Annotated in this window: 27 protein-coding genes; 11 read left to right on the top strand and 16 right to left on the bottom strand. The window is 43.9% G+C overall.

Annotated elements, in window-relative coordinates:
- Positions 1–74 precede the first annotated feature (74 nt).
- Positions 75–317, top strand: coding sequence for a DUF2061 domain-containing protein (locus ACWQ4X_RS00320; protein ID WP_100240532.1), 243 nt, complete (start codon positions 75–77; stop codon positions 315–317).
- Positions 318–439: 122 nt separating this feature from the next.
- Entirely contained in the window at positions 440–1,297 is an 858-nt protein-coding gene (locus ACWQ4X_RS00325) for a LysR family transcriptional regulator (RefSeq protein WP_457902312.1), read from the top strand.
- Positions 1,298–1,347: 50 nt separating this feature from the next.
- On the opposite strand, the gene ACWQ4X_RS00330 is transcribed toward ACWQ4X_RS00325, so the two are convergent.
- The 3 genes from ACWQ4X_RS00330 to ACWQ4X_RS00340 form a co-directional block, all read right to left on the bottom strand.
- Entirely contained in the window at positions 1,348–1,854 is a 507-nt protein-coding gene (locus tag ACWQ4X_RS00330) for a DUF2628 domain-containing protein (RefSeq protein WP_457902313.1), read from the bottom strand.
- Between the two features lie 76 nt (positions 1,855–1,930).
- Positions 1,931–2,179, bottom strand: a complete 249-nt coding sequence (locus tag ACWQ4X_RS00335; protein ID WP_100240529.1) for a DUF2789 domain-containing protein — start codon at positions 2,177–2,179, stop codon at positions 1,931–1,933.
- A 148-nt stretch (positions 2,180–2,327) separates the two neighbouring features.
- Entirely contained in the window at positions 2,328–2,981 is a 654-nt protein-coding gene (locus ACWQ4X_RS00340) for an HAD family hydrolase (RefSeq protein WP_100240528.1), read from the bottom strand.
- A gap of 182 nt (positions 2,982–3,163) precedes the next feature.
- Between ACWQ4X_RS00340 and ACWQ4X_RS00345 the strand changes: the two genes are divergently transcribed.
- Both ACWQ4X_RS00345 and ptsP read left to right on the top strand, forming a co-directional pair.
- Complete coding sequence (locus ACWQ4X_RS00345) at positions 3,164–3,646, top strand: RNA pyrophosphohydrolase (protein WP_374529371.1); 483 nt, start codon at positions 3,164–3,166, stop codon at positions 3,644–3,646.
- A gap of 83 nt (positions 3,647–3,729) precedes the next feature.
- Entirely contained in the window at positions 3,730–6,027 is a 2,298-nt protein-coding gene (gene ptsP, locus ACWQ4X_RS00350) for a phosphoenolpyruvate--protein phosphotransferase (protein ID WP_100240526.1), read from the top strand.
- Here ptsP and ACWQ4X_RS00355 read toward each other — a convergent pair.
- Entirely contained in the window at positions 6,024–6,224 is a 201-nt protein-coding gene (locus ACWQ4X_RS00355) for a DUF7230 family protein (protein WP_457902314.1), read from the bottom strand. The two genes, ptsP and ACWQ4X_RS00355, sit on opposite strands and share 4 nt — an antisense overlap.
- Positions 6,225–6,476: 252 nt before the next feature.
- On the opposite strand from ACWQ4X_RS00355, the gene ACWQ4X_RS00360 reads away from it, so the two are divergent.
- Together ACWQ4X_RS00360 and ACWQ4X_RS00365 are read left to right on the top strand one after the other, a co-directional pair.
- Positions 6,477–6,917, top strand: a complete 441-nt coding sequence (locus ACWQ4X_RS00360; protein WP_457902315.1) for a MarR family winged helix-turn-helix transcriptional regulator — start codon at positions 6,477–6,479, stop codon at positions 6,915–6,917.
- Between the two features lie 330 nt (positions 6,918–7,247).
- Complete coding sequence (locus tag ACWQ4X_RS00365) at positions 7,248–8,237, top strand: zinc-binding dehydrogenase (protein WP_457902316.1); 990 nt, start codon at positions 7,248–7,250, stop codon at positions 8,235–8,237.
- A 330-nt stretch (positions 8,238–8,567) separates the two neighbouring features.
- On the opposite strand, the gene ACWQ4X_RS00370 is transcribed toward ACWQ4X_RS00365, so the two are convergent.
- A complete protein-coding gene (locus ACWQ4X_RS00370; protein ID WP_457902466.1) occupies positions 8,568–10,220 on the bottom strand; it encodes an acyl-CoA dehydrogenase family protein in 1,653 nt (550 codons plus the stop codon).
- Positions 10,221–10,299: 79 nt separating this feature from the next.
- On the opposite strand from ACWQ4X_RS00370, the gene ACWQ4X_RS00375 reads away from it, so the two are divergent.
- Positions 10,300–10,917 carry a TetR/AcrR family transcriptional regulator gene (locus tag ACWQ4X_RS00375; RefSeq protein ID WP_457902317.1) on the top strand — a complete coding sequence of 206 codons (618 nt, stop codon included), beginning with the start codon at positions 10,300–10,302 and terminating at the stop codon, positions 10,915–10,917.
- A 174-nt stretch (positions 10,918–11,091) separates the two neighbouring features.
- Here ACWQ4X_RS00375 and ACWQ4X_RS00380 read toward each other — a convergent pair whose 3' ends face one another.
- Together ACWQ4X_RS00380 and ACWQ4X_RS00385 are read right to left on the bottom strand one after the other, a co-directional pair.
- The gene (locus ACWQ4X_RS00380) at positions 11,092–11,625 is read right to left on the bottom strand and encodes a PaaI family thioesterase (protein ID WP_457902318.1); all 534 of its coding nucleotides are present in this window, start codon (positions 11,623–11,625) and stop codon (positions 11,092–11,094) included.
- A gap of 233 nt (positions 11,626–11,858) precedes the next feature.
- Entirely contained in the window at positions 11,859–12,206 is a 348-nt protein-coding gene (locus ACWQ4X_RS00385) for a hypothetical protein (RefSeq protein ID WP_457902319.1), read from the bottom strand.
- Positions 12,207–12,588: 382 nt separating this feature from the next.
- Between ACWQ4X_RS00385 and ACWQ4X_RS00390 the strand changes: the two genes are divergently transcribed.
- Together ACWQ4X_RS00390 and ACWQ4X_RS00395 are read left to right on the top strand one after the other, a co-directional pair.
- Complete coding sequence (locus ACWQ4X_RS00390) at positions 12,589–13,032, top strand: RrF2 family transcriptional regulator (protein ID WP_374529355.1); 444 nt, start codon at positions 12,589–12,591, stop codon at positions 13,030–13,032.
- Positions 13,033–13,090: 58 nt separating this feature from the next.
- Positions 13,091–13,447: a DUF1360 domain-containing protein gene (locus tag ACWQ4X_RS00395; protein WP_457902320.1), complete on the top strand. Its 357-nt coding sequence runs from the start codon at positions 13,091–13,093 to the stop codon at positions 13,445–13,447.
- A gap of 341 nt (positions 13,448–13,788) precedes the next feature.
- Here ACWQ4X_RS00395 and ACWQ4X_RS00400 read toward each other — a convergent pair whose 3' ends face one another.
- The gene (locus ACWQ4X_RS00400) at positions 13,789–14,664 is read right to left on the bottom strand and encodes a LysR family transcriptional regulator (protein ID WP_457902321.1); all 876 of its coding nucleotides are present in this window, start codon (positions 14,662–14,664) and stop codon (positions 13,789–13,791) included.
- 179 nt (positions 14,665–14,843) lie between these two features.
- Here ACWQ4X_RS00400 and ACWQ4X_RS00405 point away from each other — a divergent pair, with 179 nt between their 5' ends.
- Positions 14,844–15,536 (top strand): aspartate/glutamate racemase family protein, encoded by a 693-nt coding sequence (locus tag ACWQ4X_RS00405; RefSeq protein ID WP_457902322.1) that lies wholly within the window; start codon positions 14,844–14,846, stop codon positions 15,534–15,536.
- Between the two features lie 89 nt (positions 15,537–15,625).
- Here ACWQ4X_RS00405 and katG read toward each other — a convergent pair whose 3' ends face one another.
- From katG to hcaE, 8 genes are all read right to left on the bottom strand, one after another.
- Positions 15,626–17,812 carry a catalase/peroxidase HPI gene (gene katG / locus ACWQ4X_RS00410; RefSeq protein WP_457902323.1) on the bottom strand — a complete coding sequence of 729 codons (2,187 nt, stop codon included), beginning with the start codon at positions 17,810–17,812 and terminating at the stop codon, positions 15,626–15,628.
- A gap of 285 nt (positions 17,813–18,097) precedes the next feature.
- Positions 18,098–19,150, bottom strand: a complete 1,053-nt coding sequence (locus ACWQ4X_RS00415) for an MBL fold metallo-hydrolase (protein WP_457902324.1) — start codon at positions 19,148–19,150, stop codon at positions 18,098–18,100.
- Between the two features lie 245 nt (positions 19,151–19,395).
- Positions 19,396–20,622 carry a 3-phenylpropionate/cinnamic acid dioxygenase ferredoxin--NAD(+) reductase subunit gene (hcaD, locus tag ACWQ4X_RS00420; protein WP_457902325.1) on the bottom strand — a complete coding sequence of 409 codons (1,227 nt, stop codon included), beginning with the start codon at positions 20,620–20,622 and terminating at the stop codon, positions 19,396–19,398.
- A gap of 4 nt (positions 20,623–20,626) precedes the next feature.
- Complete coding sequence (locus tag ACWQ4X_RS00425) at positions 20,627–21,592, bottom strand: 3-carboxyethylcatechol 2,3-dioxygenase (RefSeq protein ID WP_457902326.1); 966 nt, start codon at positions 21,590–21,592, stop codon at positions 20,627–20,629.
- Positions 21,593–21,916: 324 nt separating this feature from the next.
- Entirely contained in the window at positions 21,917–22,732 is an 816-nt protein-coding gene (hcaB, locus tag ACWQ4X_RS00430; RefSeq protein WP_100240511.1) for a 3-phenylpropionate-dihydrodiol/cinnamic acid-dihydrodiol dehydrogenase, read from the bottom strand.
- A gap of 2 nt (positions 22,733–22,734) precedes the next feature.
- Entirely contained in the window at positions 22,735–23,061 is a 327-nt protein-coding gene (hcaC, locus tag ACWQ4X_RS00435) for a 3-phenylpropionate/cinnamic acid dioxygenase ferredoxin subunit (protein WP_457902327.1), read from the bottom strand.
- Positions 23,061–23,579 carry a 3-phenylpropionate/cinnamic acid dioxygenase subunit beta gene (hcaF, locus tag ACWQ4X_RS00440; RefSeq protein WP_457902328.1) on the bottom strand — a complete coding sequence of 173 codons (519 nt, stop codon included), beginning with the start codon at positions 23,577–23,579 and terminating at the stop codon, positions 23,061–23,063. Before hcaF ends, hcaC begins: the two co-directional genes overlap by 1 nt.
- Positions 23,576–24,943, bottom strand: coding sequence for a 3-phenylpropionate/cinnamic acid dioxygenase subunit alpha (gene hcaE, locus ACWQ4X_RS00445; protein WP_457902329.1), 1,368 nt, complete (start codon positions 24,941–24,943; stop codon positions 23,576–23,578). Before hcaE ends, hcaF begins: the two co-directional genes overlap by 4 nt.
- 283 nt (positions 24,944–25,226) lie before the next feature.
- On the opposite strand from hcaE, the gene hcaR reads away from it, so the two are divergent.
- Positions 25,227–26,126, top strand: coding sequence for a DNA-binding transcriptional regulator HcaR (hcaR, locus tag ACWQ4X_RS00450; RefSeq protein WP_457902330.1), 900 nt, complete (start codon positions 25,227–25,229; stop codon positions 26,124–26,126).
- Positions 26,127–26,345: the final 219 nt, after the last annotated feature.

Here is a 26,345-nt window from a genome sequence, read left to right on the forward strand (position 1 = left end):
AAATATTCGTTTTTACAGATTAAATAAAACTCATTATCATTTACTCATACCCAGCGACTCAAGGCAAAAAACTCATGGCGCATATTTATCAATTTGTTCAACACAATCAACGCACTTTAAAGAAAACCTTCAGCTATTACATTATGCATATTAGCGTTGCCATGCTGGTTGGCTATTTTGTCACAGGCAGCTTAGTGATGGCGATTACCTTAAGTTTACTCGAACCAACAGTACAAGCGATTGCCTTCTTCTTCCATGAAAAAGTATGGGACAAGAAATCTAACCCAGAAACGAACACTCAAGAAAGCACAGCTTAAATTGTTCTTCCTTGAGTCGGCTTTCCACTTTGCACCCTACCCTCGGGTGCTTTTTTTATTGCTTAATGCAAAAAGTTTATAAATAATACATTACACATAAAAAAACTTTATGGATTACTCCTATGAATTTGGCCGCCTTTGAAGCATTTGTAAAAGTCATGGAAACAGGTTCTATTTCTTTGGCGGCAGATCAACTGTTTATTACCCAACCCGCAGTCACCAAGCGAATTCATAGTCTGGAAGATTATTTTGGGGTGAAATTATTTGAGTCGGCTGGACGCGGGGTACAAGCCACCCATGCGGCACATTCACTATTACCGAAAGTCAAAAACTGGCTGAATGAACTGGGCGATATTCACCATACCCTCAGCCATGAACAAGGTCAGGTGCAAGGCAAGCTCAAGATTGGCACCAGCCATCATATTGGCTTACACCATTTACCGCATCATTTACGCAATTATGTACAACACTTTCCGCAAGTCACTTTAGATGTGCATTTTGTTGATTCAGAACAAGCACATGAACAAGTACTGGCGGGTGATTTGGAGTTGGCATTTCTGACCTTGCCTCCGCAAGGTGATGATCGCCTCAATTATGTCACTATCTGGAAAGATCCTTTGGTGTTTGTGGCAGCGCCTTTTCATCCCTTGGCACAAAAGAAAAATCTCAAACTGGAAGATTTAATCGCCTATCCGAGTTTATTGCCCTCTGCGCAAACCTATACCAGTCAAATTACACTGGCAGAATTTGAAAAACAGGGGTTAAAACCGAAAATCACCATGAGCAATAACCCACTGGAATCGATTCGGATGTTGGTTTCGATTGGCTTAGGTTGGTCAGTACTGCCGCAAACCTTGCTTAATCAAGACCTACAGCAACTCGACATTAATTTTGAAATGAACCGTCAACTGGGTATGGTGTGGCACCCTGGGCGTACACAATCCAAAGCGGTACTGGAATTGATTGAAATGATGAAGTAATCGCGACAATAAAAAACCATCTCAAAGATGGTTTTTTATTGTATTGGGTCTTAGGAATTCATGATGGCCAGTCCAATCAACCCAAGCACTATCAGCAACGGGATTAAACCTGCAACAACATTGGTTCCACCACATTTTTCCAATTCAACGCTCAGGTCACCTTTTTCCAACTGTCGTAGCTTGGCAATCTGCTTATCAACATGGTGCTTATACAAAGTATTGCCAAATACACCGAAGGCGACACTCAAGCCGATAGTTGAAGCAAAACCGTCTATCCCCAAAACGGTTTCAATCACCCCAATCAGGATAATCAATGCGATTGCCATTACCGCATAGCTATACATTTTTCGGTAAAACAACCAAATAACACCAAAGAAAAAGGCGGCAATATTAAAGCCAGCATACGGTTTCTTGGGCGTCATTTCCCCAAACTGTTGCTGGTAATAAGTTTGATATTTCTCACCGACAAATGCGGCACGATCTTGCTCCAGCTGATGCATCAAGGCTGAATTTTCTAAGGGCACTGACGGCGGAACTGCTTGTTGATCTAAAGTCATATTATTCTTCTTCATTTATAGGTTTATTTACAACCAGACGTAAAAGTCTTTTGATCACCACACTTGAATATAAACCCTATTTTTTAAGCACGGACTCTTCATGCAAGGATTCATTCAACTGATCAACTACAATCGCCCACTCGCCATCGGACTGGATTTTTTCTTCTAAAAACTGACGTTGCGCTTCGTTCCAGTAATCTGCCTGCACAATATGGGTCTTTGCATTCAATTGATGGGTCACAATAAATAATGCAATCGCATCTTCACTCGCGTCTAAACCGAGCTGTTCAAATAAATGTGTCATTCTTGGTCGAACTTGATTCATGCTCATGTCCTTATCGTCTTATTATTCTCACCATCAGCATAGCAACTCGAAGCGCTGAAAACTGTTAAATCTCTTTAACATGCGCAAAAAAAATGGGCAGATTTTCATCCACCCATGTCATTTAGAATCCGCGTCAGATATACATGATTTAGGCAATCGACCAGTCTTGAATATCCCAACCTTGTTCTTTGGCTAAGACTTCCAAGCGATCATCTGGATTGACAGCAATGGCATGATCCGCATATTCCAACAGGAAACGGTCATTGATGGAATCTGAGTATGCCCAAGACTCCTCCACTTCACGTCCGGCCAACCATAAATCCAAACGTGCCAATTTGCCTTTTTGATAACATGCAATATTAATTACTTTACCCGTGTATTTACCATCAACCACTTCCGCATTGGTCGCAATAATTTCCGTAATTCCAAATTCACGAAAAATCGGTGCGGTAATAAAGTCTGAAGTGGCGGTAATGCCCACCAAGGCATGACCTGCTTCACGATGCTTTTCAATCGCAGCAAAACCCTCTGGGCGCATTTGAGGACGAATCACTTTCTGCATGAACAATTCATGCAGGTCGCTTAAATACTGATTGTCATGCTGAGTCAGAAATTCAAATACAAATTCATTGTAGGCAATCGGGTCTAATTGCCCTGCCTTGTAGTCTTCATAAAATTTGTCGTTCATTTGACGATGGCGGATGGGATCGACCAGTCCTTCATTGACTAAAAACTCTCCCCAAGAATGATCTGAATCGGTATTAAGTAAGGTGTGATCGAGATCAAATAGCGCCAATTTCATGAAAATACTCGTAAAAACTGAAATTTAAGAAAAAAATTGTAAATCTATCTCCGCTAGTCGATAGAAATTCGTTAAGATCATAGCAATTTTAACATTTTAGCTTTGTTTTGGTTCGAGTTGGATAAAGAAATAACAATCCCCGAACGCGAGGCCACAATATTACACAAAATTTAGGTAGCCAAATGATCGACTCTGAAGGTTTCCGACCCAATGTCGGGATCATTTTGGCAAACGAGTTTGGACAGGTTTTATGGGCAAAACGCATTGGACACAATGCATGGCAATTTCCACAAGGAGGTATCCAATATGGAGAAACCCCTGAACAGGCACTTTATCGTGAGCTGAGAGAAGAAGTTGGCTTACTGCCCGAACACGTCGAAATCATAGCGCAAACTAAAGGGTGGTTGCGCTATCGTTTGCCACATCGGTATATACGTGCGGATTCAGACCCCGTATGTATTGGTCAAAAACAAAAGTGGTTTTTACTCAAGTTGACCGCTTCGGTACAGCATATTCAATTGAATTTGTCCGATCCTCCTGAATTCGACCAATGGCAATGGGTGAGCTATTGGTATCCCTTGGGACAGGTGGTCAATTTCAAGCGTGATGTTTACCGAAAAGCCATGGTGGAATTGTGCAATCAATTACCCATTAAAAAACCTTAAAAAAATTGTATAAATATGCAGATTTTTTAGGGCACTATTGCTATAAATAAAACTAATTTACACTTTTTTTGGGAGCAGACTCTATGTCGAATATGCAACTGGATACCCTTAGACGGATTGTGCAAGAAATCAATGCGTCCACCAGTATGCATGAATCGCTCGACATTATGGTCAATCAGGTCGCAGAAGCGATGCATGTGGATGTCTGCTCCATCTATCTGCTTGATGAGCGGAATCAACGCTATTTGCTCATGGCATCGAAGGGTCTCAACCCTGAGTCTGTCGGACATGTATCGCTGCATACCGGTGAAGGTCTAGTCGGTCTGGTTGGACAACGTGAAGAAATTGTCAACCTAGATGATGCACCTAAGCATGAACGCTTTATGTACCTGCCAGAAACTGGGGAAGAAATTTATAATTCTTTCCTTGGTGTGCCTGTCATGTACCGCCGTAAGGTGATGGGCGTGTTGGTGGTGCAAAATAAAGATAAACAAGATTTTAGTGAAGCCGCAGAGTCCTTCTTAGTGACCCTCTGTGCGCAGCTTTCAGGCGTAATCGCACATGCACATGCTGTGGGCAATATTGATGTCTTCCGTAAACCTAGCAATCTACCTGCCTATAAGACCTTCCAAGGGGTTTCAGGTTCAGGTGGCATCGCTTTAGGTCGTGCTGTCATTCTGTATCCGCCTGCCGATTTATCTGCTGTTCCTGACCGCGAAGCCGATGACATCAGTGAAGAACTAGATCTACTGGATCGTGCATTGAAAGCAGTCCGTGAAGAAATTCAATCGCTAGACGATAAAATGCAAGATGCCTTGATGGCAGAAGAACGTGCTTTATTTAGTGTGTTCTTGCGCATGCTGGATGAAAATGCCCTGCCTGCCGAAATTAAATCGGAAATTCGTGATGGCAACTGGGCGCAAGGCGCAGTCCGTATTGTCATTGATAACCATATTGCGCTGTTTGCGCAAATGGAAGATGACTACTTGCGCGAGCGCGTGGCAGATCTGAAAGACCTAGGTCGACGGATTTTAGCCTTCTTGCAAGAAGCCGATTCCAGCCATCGTGAACTCACCGATGAAAGCATATTGATTGGTGAGGAAATTTCGACCGCAGCCTTGGTGGAATTGCCTGTCGATAAAATTGCAGCGATTGTGACCACTGAAGGCGCCATGAATTCACATATGGTGATTGTGGCACGTGCGCTGGGTATTCCGACTGTGGTCGGGGTGACTGAACTGCCGATTAATACCCTTGATGATGCAGAAATGATTGTGGATGCCCATCAAGGACGGGTCTTTATTAATCCGCCACGTCGTTTACGTACCCGCTATAAAGAAATTCAGAAAGAAGAAGAGCAAATTGCCAAAGACCTGAAACAGTACGAGACCAAAGATGCAATCACGCCTGATGGGGTTGCGGTTCGTCTCTATGTGAATACAGGTTTGATGATTGATGTGGTCCGTGGCGTGCAACGCGGCGCTAAGGGCGTGGGACTATATCGCTCTGAAATTCCGTTTATGTTGCGTGACCGCTTCCCGGGTGAAGAAGAACAACGCGCCATTTACCGTCAGCAGCTCAGCCACTTTGCCAACAAGCCTGTGGTGATGCGAACGCTGGATATTGGTGCGGATAAGGATTTACCCTACTTCTCGATTGAAGAAGAGAACTCGGCATTGGGTTGGCGAGGCATTCGCTTTACTCTGGATCATCCTGAAATTTTCTCTTCGCAAATTCGTGCCATGCTCAAAGCCAGCATTGGTCTCAACAATTTGCATATCTTATTGCCAATGGTCACTAGTGTCAGTGAAGTCGAAGAAGCCCTGTATTTACTTGATCGTGACTGGCATGCGGTTCAAGAAGAAGAACAGGTCAAAATCAATAAACCGAAAATCGGGATCATGGTTGAAGTGCCAAGTGTGCTGCTGCAAATTGAAGAGTTTGCAGAGTTGGTGGACTTCTTCTCGGTGGGTTCGAACGACTTGACCCAATATCTATTGGCGGTGGATCGTAACAACCCTCGGGTTGCCAATGTCTATTCACACTATCATCCATCCATACTACGTGCGCTCACTCGCTTGGTTCAAGAATGTCATAAATTTGATAAACCGATCAGTATTTGTGGTGAAATGGCGGGAGATCCGCTCTCTGCAATTTTACTCATGGCGATGGGCTTTAATACCCTGTCCATGAGTTCGAGTAACATTCTGCGCGTGCGTAAAGCGATTTGTCATGTGCCGATGTCTGATGCGCAAGAACAGTTGGATCGTGTGTTAAAAATGAGTAATCCTCTGATGGTGAAAAGCTGGATGGAATATTATTTCAAAACCCACGGCTTAGCAGACATGGTCAAATCTAGTACCCGTATTGTTGGGGTTTAACACAGCGTTATAGGCTGAAAAACTGAGCATAAAAAAGGGCGATAATCTTCGGAATATCGCCCTTGCTTATGTTTGCTATAACCACGTTTTGCATTTTTCTTTCGATCTACAAACACTTGGCTTTTATTGACCTCATGCATATGTTTTGCCACAAAGTTATGCACGACCTGTTCAGGTTGTCGTTTCTGTTTTGCCATGTAATTTCACCTTTTACACACCAATGTTGATTGAACTACTGAAAAAGTAGGAAGTTGATGATACGCCTTTTTGGCTATTTTACAAGCAAATTTCATCCTCTATAGATACTGTGCTTCGATGTTCAAGTTCACCACCTCTATACAGGTTCTCGCCTGTAGCTTTTGCCTAAACGCCTGAATCTACAGATAGCTATGTGCGTCATGCTGGCTTAAAGTTATAATAAAGCCTATTCATTAAATTGGTACGATCCTATGTCAAATCAAGAGGAATTATTAAAGCTCGATAATCAACTTTGTTTTGCTTTATATTCCACTCATCTTGCCTTGAATCAGTACTATAGAAAACTGTTACAACCGCATGGCATTACCTATCCACAATATTTGGTGATGCTGATTTTATGGGAACAAGACCAACTCACCGTTTCTGAGATTGGACAACGTATTTTCTTAGAATCCTCCACCCTCACTCCCTTATTAAAGCGTCTGGAAAGTTTGGGTTTGATTGAACGTAAACGCTCAGCTGAAGATGAACGACGTGTGCTGATATCCCTGACTGCCGAAGGTCGTGCTTTAAAGCAAGCTGTCATGCCAATTCCTGAACAGATTCTGACCGCGATTCAGTGTGCGCCCGATCAAGTTAGCCAGTTACGTGAAGAGCTCAATCGTTTACGCACACAACTCAAAGAACAATGATGTAGAAAACTGATCAAGACACAATTGAAAAGCAGTGATGCTCCATTTTACAATCATCTTATGACTTAGTTTCTGAGACATTAGAGCAATGACTGAACTCATTCAGTTGGGTGCAGTAAAGGCAGAGCAAAGTTCTTATGAAATAAAGCCAATCCATAGCTGTTGGCAATGACAGTTTTCATTGATTCGATACACAGATAAGATTTCACACCGTAATATCCCCCAAACTGAAACCGAGAATAATTAAAGCAACAACAACTGATAATTCAATGCTTTCGCTAGATAAGTGCAAGATCAATTATAAAAAGCAAATGCAAAAGGATGACAATAATGAGGAATCAAGCATTTCGGTTATCCAGATATCCACAAGGAAAATTCAGTATGGATATATTTGATATGGTTCCCTTACCACTCCCGCACTTTACCGAGGGTGAGTTTCTGGTCATGCAGACCCATATGTCTTTAGACCCTATGATGCACGCGTGGTTGCAGCAAAATAAATTCCATCATGCTCCGCCCATGCACATTGGTGAAATTTTGCAATCTTATGGTGTCGGTAAAGTGGTTGAATCGTTAAATCCAGATTTTCCCGTGGGAGCACAGGTGGTCGGTTTGACGGGCTGGAGTGAATATATAGTCGGGAATGACGACATGTACCTGATGGATGCAAGTCTCGCACCTGAAGCAATCCTGTCTCTGTTCTATTTCACAGGGCTAACCGCCTATGTCAGTCTGTTCAAACTCGCGCAGCCCAAACAAGGCGAAACTCTGGTCATCACAGATGCCGCAAGTGCGGTAGGCTCCCTGCTGGGTCAACTGGCTAAAGCCAACGGTTTAAGTGTGCTGGGCATAACCGACTCAGAGGAAAAGTGCCAATGGTTAATGCAAGAAATCGGATTTGATGCTGTCATCAATACGCATAGCGAACATCTCGAAGCACAATTAAAAGCCGCCGCACCGAATGGGATTGATATCTTCTTTGAAAATAGCGATGAACCGATTCAAGAATTGATCTATCCGCTGATGAATCCTTATGGGCGTGTCATTATTACGGACATACCTGAAACACAGCAGCACAAAGCCCGCCCTATTCCAGATTTAATACAGATTCAGCACAAACGCTTAAGTATTCAAGGATTTGAAGTCCGTGATTATCTCGCGTTGATGCAGGAATCGCATTGCGTGTTGGCGGAGTATTTCGCGCAAGGCAAAATTAAATACCAAGCCCATGTGATTGAGGGTTTTGAAAACTTGCCTGAAACTTTAATACAGTACTTCAATGAGACAGCCCCCATGGGCAAATTGATTGTCCGATTTTAGTACAGCAACAAAATGGAATGATGCAGATGAAGCGGCGGGTTGATTGATGAGATGCTGTGCGAATACACATAAAAAAAGCCCAACATCCTGTCGGGCCTTTTCCATATTCGTTGCTCGGTATAACTTCCTGTTGCACCAAAACGATCCTTGCTTTAGAACATCACAATCCTTGTATGTTCTGGAACATCCTGTTCCTGAATGAAATGCATGATAGGAGATTTCGAAAAAATTGCCTATACGCAATGTCCATCATTCATTGTAAGCCTAGGCTTACACGTGTGATTAAATAACAATCAACAGTCTATCTAAACAAACAGCCTCTGCTCGCGATTAAATCGCCAAAGCCCGTGCCAGTATGGCTTCGACATCATCATGTTGTAATTCCAGCATACCGACCACGCGCCCATGAAAAGCCTGATAGCGGGATTGAATAAATGCCCCTGCTACATATGCAGGTGCATATTGTTGTAATAATATTGCTTGCGCAAGGATTACCAAGCGACTGACCAAGCTGCGGGCCATAAATTGTAACGCATCGGGTGATTGCTGGAATAACTGGGTCAGTTGTTGCAGTTCTTGTTGCAATATAGGTTGGTGCTTTACCACCTGAGCAAAAGACTGGAACAATAGCTGGATGGATTCAGGTTCGCGTTGAATCGCACGTAGCACATCCAGACACATGACATTACCTGAACCTTCCCAAATAGTATTTACTGGGGCCTCTTTAAAAATTCGCGCCATAATGCCCGTATCGACATAGCCATTGCCACCAAACACTTCCATCATTTCGCCTGTTAATTCCACTGCCCGTTTACAAATCCAGAACTTTGCCGCAGGCGTCATCACCCGTTTCCATACTTCAGACAAGGGATCCTCTTGCGCATAACAATGTGCCAAATGGAAGCTCAGTTGGACTGCGGCCTCGGTTTCTAATGCCAAATCGACCAAAACGGCCTGCATCAATGGTTGTTCCGCCAAATGTTTGCCAAAGGCTTTGCGTTGTCGGGTATAGGCTAGGCACTGCACCAAAGCCTGACGCAGCATGGCACTGCTGCCCACCGAACACGTGAGTCGAGTGTAATTTGCCATTTCAATAATGGTCGGAATGCCGCGTCCTACCTCACCAATCATGATGCCCCAAGCCTCTTGAAATTCGACTTCGGAACTGGAATTACTGCGGTTCCCGACTTTTTCTTTTAAGCGTTGCACCTGTACGGTGTTTTTACTGCCATCTTCCAACCAGCGCGGCACAAAGAAGCACGCCAAGCCGTCCTGTTCGGTTTTTGCCACCACTAAATGTGCATCACACATCGGTGCCGAGAAAAACCATTTATGCCCTGTAAGCAAATAGGCTTGCCCCCGCCCCCCTGTAGAGACTGGGCGTGCAAGGGTCTGATTGGCACGTACATCCGATCCGCCCTGCTTTTCAGTCATGCCCATGCCCAACCAAATTGACTTTTTCTGGGCGATTGGGAGATCGCGTGGATCATATTCGGTCGAGAGCAATTGACTGCCGATTTTTTCCCACAATTCAGGTTCACGCTGCAGTAAAGGAATACTGCCAAGCGTCATCGCTGTTGGACATAAACTGCCGCATTCCACTTGCCCCGAGAGATAAAAACGTGCAGCCCAGTCTACCCAAGCCGACTTTGATTGCGGTGCTAAAAAGGGATGGGCATGCACGGCATGCTGGCGATTGAATGCCATCCACTGATGCCATGCTGGATGAAATTCAATAAAGTCCTTACGCCGTCCACGTGCATCGAAAGCATGTAAAATTGGCGTATGTCGATTGGCTTGATCGGCGTAGCTGTAATATTCCGCAGAACCTGCGACCTGTCCGAGTTCAGTTAAAGTCGTTTGATCTTGACTGCCATAACGGGTCAAAATTTCCTGTAGCACTTGATCGGTAGCAAACAGGTTATAGTCCTGTTTTTCATCAAATTGATTACTGATTTGATGGGTCATCCATGTATTGATCATCGTCATTTTGCTCTTGTTCTGATTCGATTTTCATTTCAGTATAGAGAAAAAATGACCTTGATATGTTCAGCTTTGTGCCATGAAAAATCCTGAGATCCAAGTCCGCCGCAGACCGCGCCAATCACGTGCCAAGCTTACCCAAGAAGCCTTGCAGGAAAGTTTTGTTCGGCTTTTGCATGAGCATTCAGCCGATAAAATTACCATTCGTGAAATTACCGATCTGGCCGGTGTCGGCTTAGGTACCTTTTATGAATACTTTTCCAAAAAAGAAGATTTGATTGCATTGACCATTTTCCAGCAGGTGAAAAGCAATGCTGAACAACTCAAAAGTTATGCACAGCAACAGATTGAGTTATCCACAAATTTGACTTTACAAGGGTATTTACAGCGCATTATTCATTTTCAACTAGAACAGATTCAAGCCCAGCAATTTTTATGGGCACAGACATTTTTGCTGGAACGGCAGATCTCCAACATTGAAAGTTACCGTAAAAGTTATGCCATGATGCTGGAGATGTGGCGCAGCATTCTTGCCCCTTTTATTCAGGACCGTGAACAATTACAACGCAGCAGTTTGAATGTACAACGGATTTGCTATGGCTTTGTCTCGCAAAGCCTGTTGATGGAACCCGAATTTGATGCTTGGTCAATCTTAGAACAGGACATCCTTTTCGGCTTATCGACTTTGGGTAGCTGAGTAATATCACTGCTTCCAATGGTACAACATCACTGGTTTCATTGGTCTATTTGCAACAAAATCCGATGTGGGTATATCACATCGGATATTTTGAACAATTTAAATTTAGCAGTGCAATAGACAGTTCAATCAACCACTTTTAAAAGTGCATGAACTAGAACGCTAATGTAGAAGTTAAGGCCGCACATCAAAAATTAAACAGGTTGTGGTGGCGTGAGCATAAATTTTCCCGTCTGGACCCACGATACGACCTTCGGCTGTGGAAACTTGATGCCCACTGTGAACCACTTTAGCTTCAGCGCGAACAAGCGGGACATCCACGGTTAATGCCCGCACCATATTGACTTTGATTTCCAACGTCGTAAATGCCTTGCCCTGAGGTAGCGTACTCTGAACCGCACATCCGACCGCAGAATCCAGCAAGGTACATAACCAACCACCATGTACCGTCCCTAAAGGGTTATAGTGTTGATACAGTGGTCGCCCTTGGAACACCGCACTCCCATTTTCCATATGTAAGGGAATAAAATTTAAAGTCTCACCGATCGGGGGTGATGGCAGTTTGCCTGCAAACATGTCATTAAAGAAATCCATACCTGTGCGTTCAATCAGCTCGGATGGATGAACTGAACCAGCTGATGCCAAATGTTCACGCACCTGCCGCTCTTCCTCTTCCCAAATTTTTAGGACGTCTTGAATATTGTTCATTACTCATCCTTTTCTTCTTGGTTTTTTTGATTGTTTGAGCGTATTCATCTTCCTCGCTGTGATTCATCTCACTTTCATTTTACGCCCAAAATCGGCAATCTCTGCGAAACCAGAACCCCAAGCGCTGTATTGTTTGTGAGCAATTATCTCCATCTACAAGACACTCATAAAACATAAAAATGAAAAAAACCGCCTTTAACGGCGGTTTTCACTCTTGATTCAGGATCACATAATTACTGAGCTTTGGCTGCAGGATGGTCTTTAGCATTCATATCTTTGGGTGGCATTGGGCAACCGCTCGCATCCTTTGGTGGTTGCGGACGATCTTTACCTTGCGCATCTTTTAGAGGTTGTGGGCGGTCTTTACCCTGTGCATCTTTTGGTGGCTGCGGACGGTCTTTCCCTTGCGCACCTTTTGGTGGCGGTGGACAACCTTTCGCATTCATTTCTTTATGCTGAGCAGCATCATGCTGCATGGTTTGAGGGTTTTTAGTATCCTTAGTCGTGTTCGCTGCGAATGCGGTCCCTGTCATTGCCAATGCACTCAAACTTAAAATTAAGCCCGATAAGATTTTTTTCATTGTGATGAATCTCATTTGTTCCGTTTATTCTCACCATCCTATAAATCAATTATGAATTTTTAATGGATTTATACAGTTTATCCTGTATTTTCTAATAAATAAGATTTCACTCATCCGCATAAAAATGTTGCTTTAATTCGTTAAACAGGCCGCTTAAATTGGCAAAACTCTTTAAAATTTCTGACAAAAATATAGACTTGTTTCAGAGCCGGTATTTTAAATGAGACTAAATGTTTTAAGTTACTAATATTTAAATAAATATATAAGATATTTTCACATAACCCCCTTATGTTAAATGAATAATAATTAATTTCTTGCGCAAGAATTTTAAATCCAAACTAGAGCTATAATCATTATTAAATTATGCAATAAGTATTTGATAGTGAGAAAAGACAGCCGCCTTTCTAGAATGTTACATGTCCTTCTACATATGGCATATGCGAACAAGCCGCTTTCATCCGAAGTGATTGCTCAAATGATAGAAACGAATCCCGTTGTAGTCCGTAGAACAATGGCAGGACTAAAAAAAGATGGATATGTGAAATCTTTGAATGGTTCAAATGGTGGCTGGATCTTAAACAATCGCCTTGAAAATATCACTTTATATGATGTTTTAATGGCTGTAGGCCAAACAGAATTGTTTACTATTAATACAGATATAGAACATGCAAACTGTGCCGTAGAAGTCGCTGTAAACCAAGTACTTGATAGTATTTTACGAGATGCTGAGCAACAATTGATTGATCAGTTTAAAGCTATAAAATTATCAGAGCTGTTAATTCATTTTGAGAATGAAGCAAATAATAAAAATTGTCCGTCTAATTGAATGAAGACATTTTAAGTGATTTAATATGTAACTTTAAAAGATACATATTGGTTCTGATATGGAATTTATTCAAGATCTTTGGGTTTGTCTGGTAATTTCTGTTGCATCTGCAAGTATTGCAACAACGATTACACTTACAGAACTTTTCGTACCTGTACGTAATTTTGCTAATAAATGCGGGCATATGATAGGTTATCTATTCCAATGCTTTTATTGCATGAGCCACTGGATCGTTCTATTCGCAGTTGCAATTTATCAACCTATCTTGATTAAAAGTGAATATTATTTAATTGATTTAATCTTTTCAGCTTTCTTTACGATAACAATCAGCACACTTGTGAATGGGATAATTTTTAAAGTATTTACATGCAAAATGAAGATGAAAGTTATTGAAAATGAAATAGCTAAATTATAAAGGTTCTCTAAAATTGACATAACACAACTCAGACATGATTAAAAAACAATCAATACATTTCAATGTCTTAAACCACAGAAACCAAACAAATTAGCCGTTTATTTTTAAAAGATAAAATAAATATCCCACTAAAAACCGCCCTTACGAGCGGTTTTTTGATGGTGAAAAATTACTTCACATCAAAGCGGTTTGCATTCGTGATCCTAATCAAAATCTGATTGAAATTGCTAACGATATGGACTGATCGCTTTAATATTCGATGTTTGAAAGCAAACTCACACTGCTGCTATACATCCAATTTTGAAAACACGTATATGCCCTTTCTCCGAAACGGCTTGGAATTATTGCACCGCAGTAACCGTACTTTTCAGGCATTTTTCGAGTGCTTGAATATTTGCAGAGGCTAAATTTTTTCTCCAAATTAATTCAATCTGAATGCGTCCTAATACAGTATTCAGGGGATGTATCGACAGTAAATCTGTATTCGGAAAAATCTCCAACATCGATTTGGGAATAATCGCAATACCCATCCCAGCAGCCACACCGCCTAAAATTGCATGGTAGGAAGTGACCTCCGCAATTCTTTTCGGGGTCCTATTGAATGACTGATACCAGCTTAATAAGCGATCACGATAAGAGCACCCCTCTTTAAACACAAGGACAGTCGCATTTTCAGTATCAGATGGGGTCACAATTGCAGGATGCGCTTTGGCTGCAATGATCACCAGCTCTTCATCAAAAATGAATGTTCTGTTCAGGAGTGGATTCTGCGGTGCATCCCCAATCAAAATCACATCCAGCGCCCCATCGATCAGAGATTGATACAAGGTATCTCGGATGCCAGTGACCAGTTCTAATTCTATTGCAGGATAAGTTGCATATAACTGAGCCAGCGGAAGTGGCAATCTGGCTGCCGCCATACTTTCCAGTGCTCCCACTCTAAAAGGCCCACAAGGTTGATCACTTTTGATCTGATGTTCTGCTTCTTGTGCTAATGCCACAATCTGCTGGGCGTACTGGTAAAGCAATAATGCTTTTGGCGTAGCAATTAAGCTTTTTTTCTCGCGTAAAAACAGCGGTGTATCCAAATTTTCTTCAAGTTGTTGCAGGCGAATAGTAATCGCAGACGGAACGCGATTGAGTATTCTGGCTGCCCCTGTAATGCTTCCAGTATCGACCAGTGCAATTAATGTTTTCAGTTGGCTAATGTCCATCATTCAATATAGTTAAACCATTTATTCAATATTATTTAATTTTATTGAATACAACCAACCTTTAACATGCTGCATATCGGTTGAAAAAAGTATAGAGATCAGTCAATGCTTGGTATAAATCTGCAATTCATAGAAGTAAGCATCGGAGAAACAACAACACAGTTCTGTGCAGAGGCTGGGAAATGAAAAAACTCGGATTAATTGGTGGCATTGGACCAGAGTCGACCCTGCTTTACTATAAAACACTGGTCTATGCCTTACAGCGTGAAGTAGGTGCAACATTCTTTCCAGACTTAGCAATTGAAAGCTTGAATGTCTTTGATGTACTGGCATTTTGTGAAAACAAAGATTTGGAAGGGCTGATTGCCTATCTAATGCAAGGTATTCACAGTCTGATTGCAGGTGGTGCCGAAGTCATCGCCCTGACAGGCAATACGCCGCATATTGTATTTGAACAACTTCAAGCGAAGTCCTCCGTTCCATTAATCAGTATTGTGGAAGCAACCAAAGAGGAAGCTGTGCATCATAGATACAAAAAAGTCGGATTGTTTGGGACAAAGTTCACCATGCAAGCCGAGTTCTTCAAGCAACCGTTCATTGCAGCGGGCATCGACGTCATTGTTCCGCAGAACAGTGAACAAGGCTTTATTGCGGACAAAATTTCAAATGAGCTAGAACATGGCATGGTTTGCAAAGAAACGCAGCAACAGATGTTGAAGATTGTGCAACGGATGTATCAGGAAGATCAGATCGAGGCGATCATCTTAGGCTGCACGGAATTGCCTTTGATCTTTAAGGATACTGCTTTGCCTATCCCTGCTTTAGATACCCTAGACATTCACATTCAAAAGCTGATCAAAGCCGTTCTATGCTGAGTTCTAAGCGTAAAATGAATTCTGACGATACGCACTTTAATCACGGATAAGAAAACCGCTCTGAAGAGCGGTTTTTTATGGTGCGAAGCTTACTTCACATCAAAGCGGTCTGCATTCATCACTTTATTCCACGCAGCAATAAAGTCATGGACAAATTTCTCTTTATTATCGTCCTGCGCATACACTTCAGCATAAGAACGTAAAATTGAGTTTGAACCAAACACCAAATCCACACGGGTTGCCGTCCACTTCACTGCACCCGTAGCACGGTCACAAATTTCGTAACGGTTTTTACCCACAGGTTTCCATGTGTAATTCATGTCGGTTAAGTTGACAAAGAAGTCATTGCTGAGCACGCCAACGCGGTCTGTGAATACGCCTTCTTTTGCACCGCCATAGTTAGTGTCGAGCACACGCATACCACCAATCAATACGGTCATTTCGGGTGCAGTCAAGCCCATTAACTGGGTACGATCCAACAGCATTTCTTCAGGTTGCACCGCATAGTCTTGTTTTAACCAGTTACGGTAACCATCATGGGTTGGTTCCAAATCGGCAAATGAATATTCATCGGTTTGCTCTTGGGTTGCATCGCCACGACCTGGTGTAAATGGCACTTTTACATTCACGCCCGCCGCTTGTGCAGCTTTTTCTACCGCAGCCGTACCGCCCAGTACAATCAGGTCGGCAATGCTGACTTTCGTGGTCAGACCTGCCTGAATTTCTTCCAGTTTCGCAAGTACTTTGGCTAAACGTTCAGGTTCATTCCCTGCCCAGTCTTTTTGTGGTGATAAACGAATACGCGCACCGTTAGCGCCACCACGGAAGTCCGAACCACGATAAGTACGTGCACTGTCCCAAGCCGTCGTAATTAAATCACTGCTGGATAAACCACTGTTCAGCAATTTGGCTTTCAGTTCATCAATTTCCGCTTCAGATAAGGTGTAATCCACAGCAGGAATTGGGTCTTGCCAAATTAAGTCTTCTGCAGGGACATCTGCACCCAAGTAGCGAGATTTTGGTCCCATGTCACGATGGGTCAACTTGTACCAAGCACGGGCAAAGACTTCGGCTAAACGCGCTGGGTCTTTATAAAAACCTTCTGCAATTTTGCGGTATTCAGGATCGATTTTGAGTGCCATGTCGGCATCGGTCATCATTGGGTTGCGACGCACATTCGGGTTGTGCGCATCAACAGGCTTGTCTTCCTCTTTGATGTTAATCGGTTCCCATTGTCTTGCACCCGCAGGACTTTTGGTTTTTTCCCACTCATACGTGAACAACAGATAGAGGAATTCATTGTCCCATTTGGTTGGATGTGTAGTCCAAGCACCTTCTAGACCACTAACCATGGTATTCGGGCCGTTACCTGTGCCTTCAGGGTTATGCCAGCCTAAGCCTTGGAATTCGACATCGGCACCTTCCACATCTTTACCGAGTAACTCGGCTTTACCATTACCATGCGCTTTACCCACGGTATGACCACCGACGGTAAGCGCAACGGTTTCTTCATCGTCCATCCCCATACGGTCAAAGGTGACTCGCATGTCTTGTGCAGTACGCAGTGGGTCTTGTACCCCATCTACCCCTTCAGGATTGACATAGATCAAGCCCATTTGTACCGCAGCCAAAGGATTTTCCAGTGATTTACGGTCTTGGTCACTGGCATAACGGTTGGCTGTTGGTGCTAACCATTCCTGTTCATCGCCCCAGTAAATGTCTTTTTCTGGATGCCAGATATCTTTACGACCACCACCAAAACCAAAGGTTTTTAGTCCTGCAACGTCATAGGCGACAGTCCCTGCTAGAACGATTAGATCGCCCCAAGAAAGTTTGTTGCCATATTTTTTCTTGATAGGCCAAAGCAAGCGGCGACCTTTGTCGGTGTTGACGTTATCGGGCCAGCTGTTCAGCGGGGCAAAACGCTGATTACCCGTATTGGCACCACCACGTCCATCTTGCTTACGATAAGAACCTGCCAAATGCCATGCAGTACGGACAAACATACCAATGTAGCTGCCATAATCGGATGGCCACCAGTCTTGGCTGCTGTTAATGAGTTCGCGGATATCTTGTTTAACGGCTTCTAAATCGAGGGATTCAAAGGCTTTCGCATAATCAAAATCGGGATCTAAAGGATTGGTTTTAGTGTCGTGCTGAGAAAGAATGTCTAAATTAAGTGAATTTGGCCACCAATCGTTTGAGCTGGCAGCGGAGGTATTTGCACCATGCGAAAATGGGCACTTACCTGACGAGGCTTGCGAATTATTGTCCATGTTATCTCTCCAAACTCAATTTCATAAATTGATTATTATTGAACCGTCTAAAGTAGTGTTCGACTACCAACATAGCCTGTTTTTCAGCTGAGCTAAAGCGGAATTTACTAATCAAAACAATCGAATTCTTCTATCTAAAACATTCACAATCTTGAGTTTTTTTGCTTTGAATTCATCAATTTCTGGCAAAAAATAAAGGCTGTGCTGATGAGCAGCAAAGCCTTTAAGTAATATCGAATAAACTGTTTAAATTTTATTCAAAATAAAATAATGTAAACAGCACATTTACACAATTAGTCGTTTCCCTTCACGGATGCAATAAAACGGATTCATCAGTTTGGACGAACCACGCATTGCCACATGTAAATCATGTTCAGGCTGCTCGCGTGCTTCATCGGTCAGTTGATAAGTCCGATAATGAATCGCCAAAGAACATTTGGCATGTAAATCTTTATGTGCCTGAAAAGCATCTTCAGGATTCATATGCATATAACGCATCAGTTCACGGGGTTCATATGCCCCAATTGGCAATAAGGCAATGCGCGGCGCACCCAAACGGGTATGAATTTCTTTAAAATGTGGTGAATAACCTGTATCACCTGCAAAGAAGCTGTATTCACGTCCCTGCTTAACCGCAAAGCCGCCCCAAAGTGCCATATTTTGATCGCGCATACCGCGTCCAGAACCGTGTTGCGCAGGGGTATATATCAATTCCAGCTCATGAAACTGCGCCGATTGCCACCAGTCCAGCTCTATCACATGCATGCTTTTTGGCAGATACCAGCCATTGCCCAAGCCAGTATAAATTGGCATGGCGAATTTATCATGCAACCAGTTCAGGCTGGCCAAATCCATATGGTCATAATGATTATGACTGAGCAGCACCGCATGAATGGTTGGCAATTCTTCTAGTGCAATGCCAGCGGGACAAAAACGCTTGGGACCACGCCCCTGTTTCGGACTGACAAACTCCGCCCAGACAGGGTCAGTCAATAAATTATAGGGACCAATCTGTAACAGCACAGTGGCATGTCCCACAAACCAAACTTGCCAATCATTCGAGGCCGCATTCGGACGGTCTTGTGGTAAAACACGCTTTGCTGTATTCGAGTTGAGATCTACGGTTTCTGGGGTTCCCCACGTTGAGGATTTGCGTTTTAACAGCCATTTAAATAAATCAAAACGGGTACGCCCTTCAGGTGAAGGTAGCGGATTTAAAAATCGAGTCCCATTAAAATGTGCCGATTCAAGATATTGAAAATAAGGTTTGCGCCAAGTATGTGACCAACATTCTTGGGTTTTAATCTGGAAATGCTGTTGTTCTAAATTCTGTTTCATGTACTGTCATTATCTAAAAGAAACGTCACATTCAATGCAATAACATGAATGTCGAGATTGGCGTGTTTCTTATTGTAGATACTCTATGCGCTAATTCAAGCCAAACAACAAAATATAAACTTTAGACTTCGCTATGCTTTATCGCGCGTTCAAATCGAGTAAGCATTGAAAATAACAGATACATCACAAAAAAAAGCGGCAGACTTAAATCCAACTCAGTCTGCCGAGGTTGTAAACCCAAAAACTTAAGCAATTTTGCGTAAGTCTTGCACCAGATCTAAATGCTTTTCTGCATCGAAAGGCTGTTGTTTACTGATCATTTTTTTCAGATGGCGCATTTCTTTGGCAGCATTGATGGTAATACCGCCCACCACCACACCATCAGTCACACCAAACAGCACACAAGAACAGGCTGAACCTAAAGTGGCATCCATTTCACCGCGTACATGCCACTGTGTCGCCTGCATATCGCCAACAAATTGGTAGTTAATATCCAACTGGTCCGTCCAGAACCATGCAGGATTGGCTTGAGGGTGTGCCACTCCCATCACATGGCATGCAAAAATACCCGCCTGCAGATTGGCATTTTCCCAAGTTTCTACGCGACGATACTGTCCATCGGCACGTAACTGAGTTGCAACATCCCCTGCCGCATAAATATCAGGATTTGAGCTTTGGCAGTTTTCATTGACCTGAATGGCAAAATCAACCGCTAAACCTGCATCCACTGCCAATTGGGCATTCGGCACTATTCCAATCCCGTAAATCACTGCATCGGCACGCAGTTCCTCGCCATCGGCCAGCGTGATCACCACATCTTCACCATCTAAACGACAGGTGCTGATTTGGGTATTCAGGCGGACATCAACACCGGCTTGACGCTGCTGTGCCAATAGAAACTCGCTCAAAAGCTGCGGTGAAGAACGCCCCATCACCATTGGACCCATTTCAATGACCGTGACTTGGCAATCTTTAAAACGTGCCGAAGACGCCAGTTCCAAACCAATCACACCGCCCCCAATCAGGACTATGCGACGTTCGGGTTGCAGGACGGGCACCAAGGCTTGTGAGTCTTCCAAATTACGTAAGGTATACACCTGCTGCCCCAAGGCATCGAAATTCGGCAAGCGGCGTGCTGCGCCACCTGTAGCCAGCAATAGTTTGTCATATCCCAACACATCGCCATTTTTCAGAGTCACGGTTTTGGCTTCTGCATTGAGTTTGACTACGCCATTGTTGCGGATCACCTCAACACCCAACTCTGCCAGTTTGGCTTCCGACAAAATTTCGATTTTGGTCGCTTCAGGCTTTAAAATCACATCTTTGGATAAAGGTGGGCGCTCATACGGAAGATGGCTTTCATCTCCCACCAAAATGATTTTGCCTGTATATTGATTGCTACGCAGTTCTAAAATCGCACTTGCGCCAGCTTGTCCTGCACCGACAATGATGATGGTTTCAATCGTACTCATGTGCTTATCCTTTTAACTCTGCCGATACGATGCCAAAGCCCGCAATCCATTCACTGATCGCTTCATAGCAATGTGTAGTCATCTGGTATTCCCCCAATGCATGCAAGGCTGCAAATGCCGCCATCCATGAACGGACTTCCTGTCCACCACGTCCACCATCACGACGGATGTCCGCTTCGGTCATGGCTTCAATCGCGGCAAAGTCAGCTTTGGCCAATGTCTCGAGTAATGCCCGATCCCATTCGGGATTTAGCGGCACAGCAACCGACATATCTCCCGCGGCCAGTTTCTGTCCCACCGCAATAATTTTGGCTTGACGATTGTTGCGTGATTCTGCGGTTGGATTGCGCCCACAAATCAGGAACTCTTCGACCTCGGCAGGCACCGAACCCATTTGTGGTGTTGGTGGATCATGTGACAATCCGCCTGTACCTAAAATCAGTACGCGTTCATTTTCCAGATTTAAAGACTGGATGAACTGCCCCACTGCACGACCCAAAGCCAGCGTACGCTTGGTGGTGGGCATCGGAGCGGCGGCACCGTTAATAAAAATTGGAATGGTTGGATAACGGTTCAGTTGCCCATCACATAAGAAATGCAAGGGCTGAGTCACGCCATGATCGGCCTGCATACGGTAGGAATACGCCACATCCACGCCTTCATCCAAGACACGGTGCACCAATTGCAACGCGGTGGCTTCAGGCACATTCAGTTCAGGATGCGCTTTGCCATAATCCCAATCCCCTGCGGCTGTGGCACGAATACCCACGCAGAAACTTGGCATCAAGTCATAAAAGAAACCATTAAAATGGTCTGGGCCAAAAGTAATAATTAAGGTTGGATCGTAGGCTTTGACTTCCGCAGCCAGCTTGGCAAAAGTGTCACGAACAACTTGCTCTTTGCGTTGTTCCTGCGGAGAGGCAAATTCCATTAATGGGCTGTGCGATGCACAAATGAGTTTAACGGCCATGTGTGACTCCAAAATAAAAATATCCACTAAAAAGACAGCTGCCCAGTAAAGTCTTTAGTAAATGGCTTAAATCATTGTGAGTGGTTTCAAATGAAATATAGAATTCACGAAGCTATTCACTATCGCGGTTGGCGACATGGATGTCGCCGTTGGGTGAAGGTTTCAGGGATGAACCTCTCACCCAACCATGGATTTTTGTTACTTTTGATCCTTCAAAAGTAAGGAAATGCCTTCGAAAAACCATCTAAACTTTCGCACTTATTTGAGGCTGTGCTTCATTTAATTTAAATCTGGGCTAATCAAAAATGCGGCACCACACCCAAATCACTCATCAAAAAAACCAGCACGAGGCTGACGTAAGCCGCGAATTCCCAGACCACATTCCGCATTGATTAACACACCGGTCAGTGGACGGTTATTTTGGCGCGATGCCAGCAGCACATAAGAGCCTGTCATTTCTTCAGGTTCAGGCAGGAAATTCAGTGGCATACCACGTGCAATTTTTTCAGGGTCGCGTGCGTCCAGCAGACCCAGATTCTCTTGCCCTAAAGAAGCAGCCCCTTTGATATTCACATTCATGCCTGATGGCGCGACGGCATTGACGCGTACCTTCGGTGCAAGCTCATACGCCAACTCTTTCATCACACCCACACCCGCATGTTTCGATGCCGTATAAATTGGACCACCGCCCGCAGAATACAGGGCTGAATTGGACAGGGTGAAAATGATGGAACCTTCGGACTTCACCAATTCATCCAGTGCCGCTTTCGCCCCCAAAATCAATGCTTTGGTATTAATCCCCATGATTTCATCAAAGGCGTGTTCTAACTGTTCACCTGACATATTCACGATGTCGGCATAGTGATCCCAGATTCCTGCATTGCCAATAAAGCAATCCAGTTTGCCAAAGCGTTCTACCGTGGCCTGAACAGCACGAACGTTGTCGGCAAAATTCGCCACGTCGCCTGTGACCGCCACAATACGGTCACCAAAATGAGCTTTTAGTGCATCCACTTTGGCTTGTGAGCGTTGCAGAACCGCAACCTGAGCACCTTCTTCTAGAAAGCGTTCGACCAAAGCCCAGCCTAGCCCCGAGCCACCGCCCGTAATCAGGGCAACTTCACCCTCAAGCCAGCCCATGCTTATGCTCCTTCCATATGGACGTACAGCGCACCATCTTCCACCATCACAGGAAAGGTCTGAATCGAATCCGTTGCAGGCAGGCACAATGCCTGACCTGTTTTCAGACAGAAACGGGCAGAATGTAATGGGCATTCCACCGTGCCATCGTCTTCCAGATAGCCTTCTGACATCGAGGCATTGCCATGCGAGCAACGGTCATTCATGGCGAAGAATTCTCCGCCATTGTTGAACACAGCCAAGGCATCAATTCCATTGACACCGCAATCGACCTTGAGTGCTTCGCCTTCATCCAACTCATCGATTTGGCATACAAAAATCTTATTCATTAGAAGAACACACTCAAGTTATGTGACGAATAGGTCACCTGATCCAATACAATTTTGCGGTTAAAAATCTGCCAGCCCAGCTCCGTATCTACCTTTCGGATTTTGTCTAAGCGTTTGCCGCAATAAATGGTCACGTCTTTTTCCTTTTGCGTGCGATACAGCAAATAGGTCAGATGCACATCATATTCGCCTTCAACTCCAGTCGCTTCGACCAAAATATTCGAGACCATATGCGTGGTTCGAGATGGTGGCTCTTCTGCCCAAGCCATCCCTGTTTCCAGACGGGCTACACGACGCTCCAACAAGTGTTTATTGTCATTAAACACCCACGTGGTTGGCGGCTCGACCGAACGGCGACGGTCACGGGTTTGTGCATTTGGCGTGGTGCGTAAGGTGTAGGAAATATCTTCTGCCAGCACATCCAGCCATTCCCGAAATTTCCAGTCATCCAATAACTTGGCTTCAGTATACATAAACTGGCTAATAGAATGATAAAGCTCTAAGCTGACTGGTTTCATTTCACAAGCTCCTTCTCGTAGGCTTCGGCTGCGGCTTCAACGTCTTCCCATTTCTCATGGATCAGCAAGTCTGCCCAACGGCGGTATAAACCACGCGCTGCGGTTTCAGAGAAAATGTAATTGGTAATGCCTGGAATACCATCTTCACGGACTTTCTCATTACCCATGCCCATTTCCATAATCAGTTGGTTTTGACGGGCTTTATAACCACGCAAGACTTTCTGAATTTCCACCCAGTTTTCCGAGTCATCTTGCTCAAGGAAACCTGCTGGACCAAAGGCACGGGTGGCTGAACGTTCAAACGCATCTTTGACTTCTTGTGATGCTTCGGCATCGGCAATACAGAATGCCCAAACTTCAGTCTTGTTTGGACCACGTGGGTGCCATACGCGTAAGGTTGCTGTCCCATTTAACCAAGATAAGGTTGGGAACATGGTGTTATGTCCAGCCAAACGTAAGGCACGGATTTCACCCAAGCGTTCTTTGACTTCGTCAAAAGTTTCGCGGAAGTAATTCGCCACTTCACCATCGACCCAAACGTTGGCATCGGGTTTTTCGGTAAAGAAGAAACCTGAACCATGACCGCGCTGCCCATATTGCAAAGCATCTTTGGCGGTTTCCCAGACTGGACGTGCGGTTTGTGCAGCGCCCAGTTGTTTGGAAGCATCATCATTCGGTTTTGCACCCAACACTTGTACCGCAGACGCATGTGAGAACAAGGCATGGTACTGATCTGAAGCAAACTGCTCCGCAGCAAATTTCCAGTTACACTCGATTTCCCACTTGTGTACGCCACCAATAATTTCCGTGCCGCCAGGACGACGGTCTAGCACACCATCAAGATACCAAGTAATATCGCCCATGTACTCGACCAGATCAGGCGTGGTTTCATCCCAGCAACCAAAGATCAAACCTTTGTAGCTTTCAACACGGTTAACTTCGACCAAGCCCCACTTCTCTTTACACGCCCCTTGCGGAAAAGCACGGTCTTCCAACGGAATATCTTTTAATGCGCCATCCACACCGTATGACCAGCCATGATAAGGACAGGTAAAGGCACGGGTGTTGCCACAGTCAGCAAAGCTCACACGCATAGAGCGGTGACGGCACTGGTTTAAAAATGCTTTGATTGAGCCATCTTTTTGACGTGCCACAATAATCGGGTCTTCACCCATATAGGTATTAAAGAAGTCGCCCGACTTTGGAATTTGGCTTTCATGGCAGAGAAATAACCAAGTACGCCCAAACACACGTTCAAGTTCTAATTCGTATAAATCTGGGTCTGTATAGATGGATGGCGAGATACGTCCATTTTGTGCATCGACCAAAGCGTCGATTTCACGCACATCAATTTTTCCACTCATGAAAAGCTCTCCTGCGACCAATACACGGCACAACGTAAATAGACTCAACTTTTGCAGGAATCATGATTTTTTAGACCCATTTAGGGAAATATTTTTTTTGTTTTAATTAATACGTTTTAGCAATTATTAAAAAAGTTAATTCTTATATTAAAATCTCAGCTCTAAGCTCAAGACCATTTATTTTCTAAATGCTTGAATCAACTTCACGGCATAGTTGTTTATAGATTATACTTTGCTGCAGTCGTGGTAAGACATTTTTTGGATTACTCAGTGGGTTATTTATATGGAACTTAGACACCTTCGTTACTTCATTACCGTTGCTGAAGAACTGAACTTTAGCAAGGCGGCCTTGAAGCTTTATACCGCTCAACCCTCTTTAAGCCAGCAGATTAAAGATCTGGAGGAAGATGTCGGGGTGCAGTTACTGCATCGCACCAAACGCAAAGTAGAACTCACGGAAGAAGGTGCTGTTTTTCTGGAACAAGCGCGCCTGACCTTGGCACAAGCCGATAAAGCCGTGGCGATGGCACGCCAAGTGGCACAAGCCAAACAGCAAATGCTGCGCATTGGTTTTGTCCCTGTCGCGGAAATGAAAATTTTCCCTTATGTTCTGCCGAATTTACGGGTACAGAATCCTGACCTGAAAATTGAATTGCTGAGTATGAACAATACCGAGCAAATGCGCTTGCTCAAGAAAGGCGAACTGGACATCACCTTTACCCGGCATAATTTTCATAATGATGAGATTGAAAGCCAGTTTGTGCTGCGTGAACCGCTACTGTTCCTGCTTCCGAAAGATCATCCTTTGGCAAAATACGAACGTATTCCTGTCAAAGCCTTGAACGGGATTGATTTTATTATTCCTGCGGCAGAGCAGTCACTGACCTTGCACAACACCATTTTGGAGTTTGCCAAAGCCAACAATGTTGAATTCAATATTGTGCAAAAAGCCGACAACATTCTGTTCAATATCAACTCGATTGGCATGGGACTCGGTTGTACGATTTTACCGGGTTACATTGCGCCACTGACCATGAACAATACCGTGATTCGCCCACTCGAAGTCGAATTACCTTCGCTCGACTTGTATGTGAGTTACCGCAAACAGAACTCCTCGCAAGCGGTGGACAAATTTATGGAATTGCTGACACGCGTGTTTTATTTGGATATAAATCGCAATTAATACGCCCTCGTGACGATTGAGCAACTAAACTTTGTGCACACCATTATTTCCTGAGTAAATATTGGTGTGCTTTTTTTACGGTAAAAATGCCTGTTTTCTCGCCAAAACTCAGCATTCCAAACCGTATTTTTCCTAACCCATGCTGAACTTCCAGCACTGCCTCAATTTTTACGATACGATTGCAAAATAAAATCAGATTTTTTGTAGGGTTTTTCCTAC

This window comes from Acinetobacter sp. NigerLNRRAM0016, assembly GCF_054112845.1.